General features: G+C 42.1%; 10 protein-coding genes and 2 pseudogenes. 11 read left to right on the top strand and 1 reads right to left on the bottom strand.

The annotated features are described in order from the left end of the window. The 7 genes from smpB to AC075L_RS14025 form a co-directional block, all read left to right on the top strand. The coding region (gene smpB / locus AC075L_RS14055) for an SsrA-binding protein (RefSeq protein WP_476387809.1) at nucleotides 1-286 on the top strand (286 nt) is incomplete at its 5' end. A 153-nt stretch (nucleotides 287-439) separates the two neighbouring features. Beyond that, nucleotides 440-1,030, top strand: coding sequence for a cytidylate kinase-like family protein (locus AC075L_RS14050; protein ID WP_008707663.1), 591 nt, complete (start codon nucleotides 440-442; stop codon nucleotides 1,028-1,030). A 378-nt stretch (nucleotides 1,031-1,408) separates the two neighbouring features. Continuing rightward, nucleotides 1,409-2,494 (top strand): hypothetical protein, encoded by a 1,086-nt coding sequence (locus AC075L_RS14045; protein WP_118566552.1) that lies wholly within the window; start codon nucleotides 1,409-1,411, stop codon nucleotides 2,492-2,494. Between the two features lie 80 nt (nucleotides 2,495-2,574). Continuing rightward, a complete protein-coding gene (gene pyrH, locus AC075L_RS14040; protein ID WP_008707658.1) occupies nucleotides 2,575-3,270 on the top strand; it encodes a UMP kinase in 696 nt (231 codons plus the stop codon). A 69-nt stretch (nucleotides 3,271-3,339) separates the two neighbouring features. Beyond that, nucleotides 3,340-3,891 (top strand): ribosome recycling factor, encoded by a 552-nt coding sequence (gene frr, locus AC075L_RS14035; protein WP_008707656.1) that lies wholly within the window; start codon nucleotides 3,340-3,342, stop codon nucleotides 3,889-3,891. A 114-nt stretch (nucleotides 3,892-4,005) separates the two neighbouring features. Then, nucleotides 4,006-4,734, top strand: coding sequence for an isoprenyl transferase (locus AC075L_RS14030; RefSeq protein WP_287638547.1), 729 nt, complete (start codon nucleotides 4,006-4,008; stop codon nucleotides 4,732-4,734). A gap of 3 nt (nucleotides 4,735-4,737) precedes the next feature. Continuing rightward, nucleotides 4,738-5,532, top strand: coding sequence for a phosphatidate cytidylyltransferase (locus tag AC075L_RS14025; protein WP_008707654.1), 795 nt, complete (start codon nucleotides 4,738-4,740; stop codon nucleotides 5,530-5,532). On the opposite strand, the pseudogene AC075L_RS14020 reads toward AC075L_RS14025, so the two are convergent. Further along, nucleotides 5,495-5,662 (bottom strand): annotated as a pseudogene (locus AC075L_RS14020) (DUF6783 domain-containing protein). The gene AC075L_RS14025 and the pseudogene AC075L_RS14020 overlap by 38 nt on opposite strands. Between AC075L_RS14020 and AC075L_RS14015 the strand changes: the two are divergent. The 4 genes and pseudogenes from AC075L_RS14015 to AC075L_RS14000 form a co-directional block, all read left to right on the top strand. Next, nucleotides 5,600-5,773 (top strand): annotated as a pseudogene (locus AC075L_RS14015) (DUF6783 domain-containing protein); the annotation flags it as partial. The pseudogenes AC075L_RS14020 and AC075L_RS14015 overlap by 63 nt on opposite strands. A 33-nt stretch (nucleotides 5,774-5,806) precedes the next feature. Beyond that, nucleotides 5,807-6,949: a 1-deoxy-D-xylulose-5-phosphate reductoisomerase gene (gene dxr, locus AC075L_RS14010; protein ID WP_118409280.1), complete on the top strand. Its 1,143-nt coding sequence runs from the start codon at nucleotides 5,807-5,809 to the stop codon at nucleotides 6,947-6,949. Between the two features lies 1 nt (nucleotide 6,950). After that, a complete protein-coding gene (gene rseP, locus AC075L_RS14005) occupies nucleotides 6,951-8,246 on the top strand; it encodes an RIP metalloprotease RseP (RefSeq protein WP_008707652.1) in 1,296 nt (431 codons plus the stop codon). A 429-nt stretch (nucleotides 8,247-8,675) separates the two neighbouring features. After that, nucleotides 8,676-9,407: a DUF554 domain-containing protein gene (locus AC075L_RS14000; protein WP_118409281.1), complete on the top strand. Its 732-nt coding sequence runs from the start codon at nucleotides 8,676-8,678 to the stop codon at nucleotides 9,405-9,407. The last annotated feature ends 217 nt before the right edge of the window (nucleotides 9,408-9,624 follow it).

Genomic DNA, 9,624 nt, shown 5'->3' with positions numbered 1-9,624 from the left:
CGGAATGCATATCAGCCCTTATGAAAAAGGCAATATTTTCAACAAAGACCCGTTGAGAATCCGTAAGCTTCTGCTTCACAGATATGAGATCAATAAGATTGAAGCAAAGCTTAAAGAAAAAGGGTTAACTTTAGTACCTCTGAAAGTTTATTTCAAAGACAGTCTGGTAAAAGTGGAAATTGGAATGGCTCGAGGCAAGAAACTTTATGACAAGAGACAGGATATCGCAAAGAAAGACCAGAGAAGAGAAGCAGAGCGTGAATTTAAGGTTAAGAATCTATATTGATAATATTACTAAATCCTTTGGCTCAAAATTGTGAAATGTTATGAAAAAATTAATGGATATTGCAAAAATATTCGAAAATTCTTATAATCTATCATATAGATAAAAAAATAACAATTCATTTTCAGGCAGATGAGCTGAAAGGAGTGGTGCCCTATGAAAACAATCACGATCAGCAGACAGTATGGAAGCGGTGGAAGATATATTGCAGCTTTGCTTTCAGAAAAAATGGGAGTTCCCTGTTACGACAGTAAATTTTTGCCGAAGGAAGCAGAGAGGCATGGAATCAGTCAGGAAATCATCAATGAATTTAAAGGCAAGACCAGTCTTCTTTATGCAATCGGAGTAATGATGTCAGAAGAATCGCAGGATAAAAAACGCCTGACGATTCCGGAGAAGATGTTTCATGCGCAGAAAGAGACAGTGAAGCGCCTGGCACAGGAAGGTCCATGCATTTTTGTGGGAAGATGTGCAGACCAGATTCTGAAGGATGATAATCAGCTGCTTCGCGTGTATATTTATGCATCTGATATGGAAGACCGTATTAAACGGATTAAGAAAAATAAGCATATTTCTCAGGAGGAAGCACTTGACAGGATTGCATATAAAGACCGTCAGAGAAGAGATTATTATAACTTTTATACAGGACATGAATGGGGAAAAATGGAAAATTATGATATCTGCCTGAATACTTCGGTTTTATCAGAGGAAGAATGCGTGGAACTTCTGATGAAGCTGGCAGAATAGAAATATATTAAATATGACCACAAAGAGATGAGAAAGGACTGCCAGAGCAACATGGTAGTCCTTTCGTTACTGTTCACTGGTAATATTCCGCGAGGTGTTTTTTGCGAGTGAAAGTCACAGTAACATCCTTTCTGGTGAGTATCCGCTGATTACAGTGAGCGTTTCCTTTTGTGCAATAATATGAAGTAGGAAAAATGTGATTTTTTCATAAGAATGCGTCCGCAGGCAGAGATTTTAAAAATCTGAAAGTCTTAAAATTGTATGAAATCGGCAGAGGCTTAGTTGACAAGTTTTCGATACTCTGCAATAATAGGGAATTGAAAAAATGACATTGTTAAAAAGAAAAAAGATATTCCATATAGCAGGAGGGAATATATTATGAAGAAACGTTATTTAATACTGGCAGGTCTGTTGGTAATGACAGTGGCAGCTGCCGGATGTGGTAAGAAAAAGACAACAGAGACAGCACCTGTAGAGGTAACAGCTACCCCGACTCCTGAAGTAACCAAGGCAGTCGATATGGTGGATATGCAGCAGACAGCAGATGAAGACATAAAGAATGTAATGGGGGAGAAAACTTCCACAGCATCTAAGATTGTGTTTGTAAATAATACAGGGGATGACATCCAGTCACTCTATATCCGGACTCATGTGGATGAAGACAGTGAGGATTATGATGCAGACGAGGATGGAGGATGGGGAGATGATCTCATCAATGGAATGTTTACCCTGACAGATAAGGACAAGGCACTGTATTATATGCAGACTGCAAATACACAGACATCAGGTACACAGACATCAGATACACAGACATCAGATACACAGACAACATCCAACAAGAGTACAGCTTCCTATGATATCCGTATTGCATATAATGATGAGGACAAGAATGAATGCTTTTTCCGCGATATTCCGCTTGGAACAATTTCGCAGATTACGTTATGTATGGATGGCACAGATGATGATGCGATCCCATATGCAAAATATCTGACAGGTACATCAACAAAAGAAGTATCCACGCTTGATGCGGTAAAGGAACGTCTTGGAATTACAGATGACAGTGAGTCTGAATCAGATTCCACAGACGACAGTGATAAGAATTCTGCAGATGATTCTGATTCCACAGATAGTAACAACAGTTCTGATCAGAATAATAACAGTGGCAATGGAACCGGGGATAGTTCAGATGATCCGGGCAATGGGGGAAACTCAGACGATCCGGGTACTAATGATGATCCGGGCAGTAACGATGATCCGGGAAATGGCGGCGATATGATTTCCACAGCAGAACAGTATATCGGTCAGTCTCTGGATGCACTGGAAGGCGCATGCGGTTCTCCACAGGGCAGCAGCTATGAGGATGATCCTGAGACAGGTAAAACAGGATTCCATTATTACAGCAATTTCACAGTTTCTACAACAGTTGATGAAAATGGTAATGAAATTGTTGCCGGAATATGGTAGAATAGAACTACGAATGTAACAGAGGAGGTATTCCGATCCTCTGTTACCTGCGATAAAATTAATTTCAGGAGACAGTTACTATGAAACGTGTATTATTAAAATTAAGCGGTGAAGCCCTTGCCGGTGAGAAGAAGACCGGATTTGACGAGGCGACTGTTATTGAAGTTGCAAAGCAGATCAGGACAATTGCTGAGGAAGGACTGGAAATCGGCATCGTGATCGGCGGAGGTAATTTCTGGAGAGGACGCACCAGTGAGACTATCGACAGGAATAAGGCTGATCAGATTGGTATGCTTGCAACAGTTATGAACTGTATTTATGTATCTGATATCTGCAGATACCTTGGATTAAAGACAGAAATCTTTACACCATTTGTATGCGGTGCATTTACAAGCCTTTACTCTAAGGATGCAGTGGAAGCAAGCTTTGCACAGGGCAAGATCGTATTCTTTGCAGGCGGTACAGGACATCCTTACTTCTCCACAGATACAGCCACTGTACTTCGCGCAGTAGAAATCGAAGCAGAAGCAATCCTTCTTGCAAAAGCTGTTGACGGAATTTATGACAGTGATCCGAAGACAAACCCGAATGCAGTAAAATATGATGAAATTTCCATTGAAGAAGTAGTTGCAAAGAAACTGGCAGCTATGGATCTGACAGCATCGATCATGTGTATGGAACAGAAGATGCCGATGCTGGTATTTGCACTGGATGAAAAAGACAGCATCATCAATGCAGTACATGGCAAATTTGTCGGAACTAAGGTTACTGTATAAGTAAGGCTTATAAGTCAGTTTACAGAGAAAGTGTAATATAAAAACTATAAAAAGAGGGAGACGAACCTAATGGATGAGAGAATTCAGAAATATGAAGAGAAGATGAAAAAGACACTGGCAAGCCTTGAGAGCGAACTGGTTACAATTCGTGCAGGACGTGCGAACCCGCATATCCTTGACAAACTCGCCGTAGATTATTACGGAGCTCCGACACCTCTTCAGCAGGTGGCAAATATCACTGTCCCGGAAGCTCGTATGATCCAGATCCAGCCATGGGAAAGCAGCCTGATCAAAGGAATTGAGAAAGCAATCCTTACCTCTGACCTTGGATTAAATCCAAGCAACGATGGTAAAGTAATCCGCCTTGTATTCCCGGAACTTACAGAGGAACGCCGTAAGGAACTGGTTAAAGATGTCAAGAAAAAAGGCGAAGCAGCCAAAGTAGCAGTCCGCAACATTCGTCGTGATGCAAATGATGCATTTAAGAAACTTGCAAAACAGGATGTATCTGAGGATGAGATTAAAGAACTTGAGGAGAAAATCCAGAAGAGCACAGATAAATATATCAAAGAAGTTGATGCGGCAGTGGATGCAAAGAGCAAAGAAATCATGACCGTATAAGGGAAACGAAAAGGAGAGCTCCATGAATGCGGGCTCTCTTTTTATCTGAATGAGATAATGGACCGGAAACTGCGGTTCATTATGATGAGACAGTAAGGTTAAAGGAATAACAGGATAAGAAAAGGAAACAAGAGTATGAATGTACCAAATCATATTGCCATTATTCTGGATGGTAATGGACGCTGGGCGAAGGCAAAGGGAATGCCCAGAAGCTACGGACATGTGAAGGGCTGTGCAAATCTGGAAACAGTCTGTGACTATATGAAGGAGCTGGGAGTTAAATATGTGACTGTATATGCTTTTTCCACAGAGAACTGGAAACGTTCCAAAGATGAGGTGGACGGTCTGATGAAACTGTTCCGAAGTTATCTGAAAAAATGTATTAAACTGGCAGATAAGAACAAAATGCGTGTCCGGGTGATCGGAGAGGTTTCGGCATTTGATCAGGATATTCAGGAAAGTATTGCACGTCTGGAACAATATTCTCAGAAATATGATGAAATCTATTTCCAGATTGCATTAAACTACGGCAGCAGAGATGAGATCATAAGAGGTATCCGCAAACTTGCTCAGGATGCTGCAGATGGAAAAGTAAAGCCGGAAGAAATTGATGAGCATGTTTTTGACAATTACCTGGATACGGCAGGAATCCCTGATCCGGATCTGATGATCCGCACAAGCGGTGAATTGAGACTTTCCAATTTTCTGTTATGGCAGATGGCTTATACAGAATTTTATTTCACAGATGTGGCATGGCCGGATTTTAATAAAGCAGAGTTGATTAAGGCTATTGAGAAATATAATCAGAGAGACAGAAGATACGGCGGAGTTAAGGAGGAGTAAAGAATGTTTAAGACAAGACTCTTAAGCGGAATCCTGCTTGTGATTATTGCGCTTGCTACTATCATCAGCGGTGATTATGTGCTGTTTTTCACACTTCTTGCGGTTTCTCTCATTGGAATGAGAGAATTGTACAGAGCAATGAAGGTGCAGGATGAGAAGATAAATCTGCTGGCAGCAGCAGGCTATTTAGGCGCAGTATTATATTATCTGGCAGTACTGCTTGATTTTGAGAGGTATGGAGTGCTGGCAATCATTTTCGGACTTGTGCTGCTCATGTTTGTATACGTGTTCACTTATCCAACCTATGAGGCAGGGCAGGTAATGCCTGCACTGTTTGGTATTGTGTATGTGGCAGTTATGCTGTCGTTTATTTATCTTACCAGAGAGCTTCCCGGTGGAAAGTTCCACGTATGGCTGATCTTTCTGTGCTCATGGGGATGTGATACCTGCGCATATTGTGTGGGAATGCTGATCGGTAAACATAAAATGGCACCTGTCCTCAGCCCTAAGAAATCTGTGGAGGGAGCTGTGGGTGGTGTGGCAGGAGCTGCACTTCTTGGTGTGATCTATGCAGCAGCCACTCAGGGACCGATGCTGGAATATGCTGTGATCTGTGCAATCGGAGCGCTGATCTCCATGGTAGGCGATCTGGCTGCATCTGCGATCAAGAGAAATCAGGGGATTAAAGATTATGGAAAATTAATTCCGGGACATGGAGGAATCCTTGACAGATTCGACAGTGTGATCTTCACAGCACCGGTTATTTATTTCCTTTCTCTTGTGATGATTGAGATCTAGAGCGTGTCTGAAAAATCATTCCCGCAATCTGCACGCCCCACTTTGCGGGATATTTCACCCGAATTCAGTTGCCGTAGCCCGCTACGGCGCCCTCATCCGGGCAAAATATCCCACAAATTGTGACGCACATCTTGCAGAAAGCCTTTTTCAGACGCGCTCTAACGGAGCATATATTCTTCTGATATACATGTTTACAGTATTTTCTGATATGAGAACTGTCAGGTCAGAAGTAATTTTATAAAATTGTTGTATAAGTATTGAAATGAGGTACAAGATGAAAAAAGTAGCAGTCTTAGGTTCTACAGGTTCGATCGGAACACAGACACTGGATGTGGTACGTGCAAATGATGACCTGGAAGTAGTTGGTCTTGCAGCAGGCAGCAATGTAGAAATGCTGGAGAAGCAGATACGTGAATTTCATCCCAGACTTGTTGCAGTCTGGAAAGAAGAGGCAGCCAGAGATCTGGCAGTACGTGTGCAGGATCTGGATGTAAAAATCGTAAGCCAGATGGGTGGTCTTATCGAACTTGCCAGAATGGAAGAATCAGACATTCTGGTGACCGCTATCGTAGGAATGATAGGAATCAGACCAACTATGGAAACAATCCTTGCAGGTAAGGATATTGCTCTGGCAAATAAGGAAACACTGGTAACAGCCGGACATCTGATCATGCCGTTGGCAAAGCAGTTCGGTGTGCAGATCCTGCCTGTAGACAGCGAGCACAGTGCTATTTTCCAGGCACTTCATGGAGAGAAAAGAGAGCAGATACATAAACTGCTCATCACTGCATCCGGCGGTCCTTTCCGCGGAAAGAAAACAGCAGATCTGGAGAAGGTGACTCTGGAGGATACGCTGAAGCATCCGAACTGGGTAATGGGACAGAAGATTACAGTGGATTCTGCAACTCTGGTAAATAAAGGTCTGGAAGTTATGGAAGCCAGATGGCTTTTTGATGTAGATCTGGATCATATTCAGGTTGTGGTTCAGCCGCAGAGTATTATCCACTCTATGGTGGAATTCGAGGACGGTGCAGTGATGGCACAGCTTGGAACACCGGATATGAGACTTCCGATACAGTATGCATTATGCTACCCGGACAGAAGATTTTTAAAAGGCGACAGACTGGATTTTCATATGTTGAAGCAGATCACCTTTGAGGAGCCGGACAGGAAAACTTTTAAAGGTCTTCCAATGGCGGTGGAAGCGGCAAGGGCAGGCGGCAGTATGCCAACCGTTTTTAATGCTGCAAATGAGCTGGCAGTCCGCAAATTCCTTCAGAAAAAAATCAGCTTTCTGGATATTTACGAGATTATCGGGCAGTCTATGAGCAGACATACAGCAGTAAAGGATCCGGACCTGGATCAGATTCTGGAGATTGAGAAAGAAACTTATCGTTGGATTGAAAGCAGGTGGTAGATTGAAAATTATTATTGCAATTGTCATATTCAGTGCAATCATTCTCTTTCATGAGCTGGGACATTTTCTTTTTGCAAAGCTGAATAAGATCGTGGTCACAGAATTCTCTTTGGGAATGGGACCAAGACTTTACAGTTTTGAGAAAGGAGATACCAGATATTCACTGAAACTTCTTCCTATCGGTGGCTCCTGTGCCATGCTGGGGGAGGATACGGACATAGAGAATGAACCGGGAACTTTTAACAGTGCGTCTGTGTGGGGCAGGATTTCTGTAGTTGCCGCAGGACCGGTATTTAACTTTATCATGGCATTTGTATTGTCTGTGATCATTGTAGGTGCTGTAGGATATGAACCATCCAGAGTTCTTTCCGTAAAGGAAGGTTCTGCGGCTGAGGCGGCAGGACTGAAAGAGGGAGATATTATTACCGGTTATCAGGGATATCACATTGATCTGGGAAAAGATCTCTATGTATATTCCTATCTGAACCAGCTGAAAGAGGGAGATACCATTAACCTGACTGTTAAGCGTGATGGAAAGAAGATGGACATTTCCTATAAGTCGGATACAAATGTGAGATACCTTCTGGGCTGCAATTTCAACGGGGATGATACTTCTGCCATGACAGTGGAATCTGTAATGGATGGAATGCCGTTGCAGGAAGCAGGGATTCAGCAGGGAGATGTGATCACATCCATTAATGGAGTGAAGATTACAAATGCAGCAGATTACCAGAAATATATTCAGGAGAATCCGCTGACAGAAAAGTCTGTAAAGATTACCTATTCCAGGGACGGACAGGAATATGATATTACGGTTACACCAAAAGAATACCGTACGGCAGAATCAGGATTTACCTACAATATGTATTCTGAAAAAGCAAAAGGGCTGAATGTAGTCAAATATGGTGCCGTAGAAGTAAAATATATGGTACGTACAACGATTCTCAGCCTGAAAGAGCTGGTCAGCGGAAAGCTTGGAATGAAAGATCTGAGTGGTCCGGTCGGAATTGTGGATGCAATCGGAACTACGTATGAGGAAAGCAAAAGCGAAGGAACCATGATCCTGTGGATGAATATGCTTAATCTGGCAGTTCTGCTCTCTGCAAACCTTGGAGTTATGAACCTCCTTCCGTTTCCGGCACTGGACGGTGGACGGCTGGTATTCCTGGTCATAGAGGCAATCCGCAGAAAACCGATTAACAGACAGGTGGAGGGCGGCATCCATTTCGCAGGGCTGATGCTGTTGATGGCGCTGATGGTATTTGTCATGTACAATGATATTGTTAAGCTGATCTGAGATAAATGGCAGAAAGGATATTTTTCATAAATAATTACCTCAGGCAGAGCATGAAAAAAGTGAATAATGTAAAAATGTTTGCAGAAAAGACAGATTTTTTCAAAAGAGAAATCTGTCTTTTTTTAGAACTGTTATAGTTGACAGATGTCGGGTTATTATTGTTCACACACTACTATCCTGCGAGGTGTTTTGGCATATTCATGCCAAAATCCCGAGACATGCAAGCCAAAATTCTATTGCCGCAGGCAATCTGGAATGAATTTTGGCTACGTTACTGTGAACGGAGTGAACAGTAATGTCGGATTCTTTCATAATCAAGGTAAAGAATTTTTGACATTGCGAAAAATTATAGTTTGTTATATACTGATTTTTTGGCAGTATTGAGAATGTGACATCTGTCTGAGTTTGTCTGGAGGAGAGAAAAAAGTTATGCCTATTGGAATAATTATCAATGCATTATCCATAGTTATCGGCGGAATCCTGGGTGCTTTTGTGGGGCACAAATTAAGTCCAAAATTCAAAGAGGATATTACTCTTGTATTCGGGGTATGCTCTATGGGAATGGGAATCAGCACCATCGGTCTGATGGAAAATATGCCGGCGGTTATTTTTTCTGTTGTGATCGGTACTGGAATCGGACTTGCGATTCATCTTGGAGAAAGGATCAATGCCGGTGCCGGTGTTATGCAGCGTGTGATCGGCAAATTTATCAAGAATTCAAATTCAGAGCTTTCTGAGGATGAGTTTATGAATACACTGGTGACGATCATCGTATTATTCTGTGCAAGCGGAACAGGAATCTATGGCTCTATCGTATGCGGAATGAGCGGGGATCATTCAGTGCTGATCTCCAAATCTATTCTGGATTTATTTACAGCAGCTATTTTTGCCTGCAGCCTGGGAATGGTAGTGTGTATGATCGCCATTCCGCAGGTGATTATTTTCCTGATCCTGTTCTTTGCAGCAACGGCGATTTTCCCGCTGACTACACCGGGCATGATCAATGACTTTAAAGCCTGTGGCGGGTTTCTGATGCTTGCAACCGGTTTTCGTATGGTGAAGCTGAAGAACTTCCCAACTGCGGACATGATACCGGCGATGGTGCTGATCATGCCTATGTCATGGTTCTGGGTGAATTATATATTGCCGTTAGTATCATAAGTTAAGCTGGCAGATTTTCATTTCTGAGTTCAGAAACGGAGATCTGCTTCTTTTTAGGTCAATTACAATCAAAATTATAGATGACTGTAATGGCGCTTATAAAAAACTAACCAATAGTTAATAGAAAATTTCTTCCTGATATTGTATTGTAAATATATAATAAATCTGAAAAAAATATCAGGTGTATCAAAAGTATTTCCTGATATTTGCCTGAAAC

The organism is Blautia sp. ZXY-1-B12 (assembly GCF_056339915.1).
This window is presented reverse-complemented; position numbering and strand designations above follow the sequence as displayed.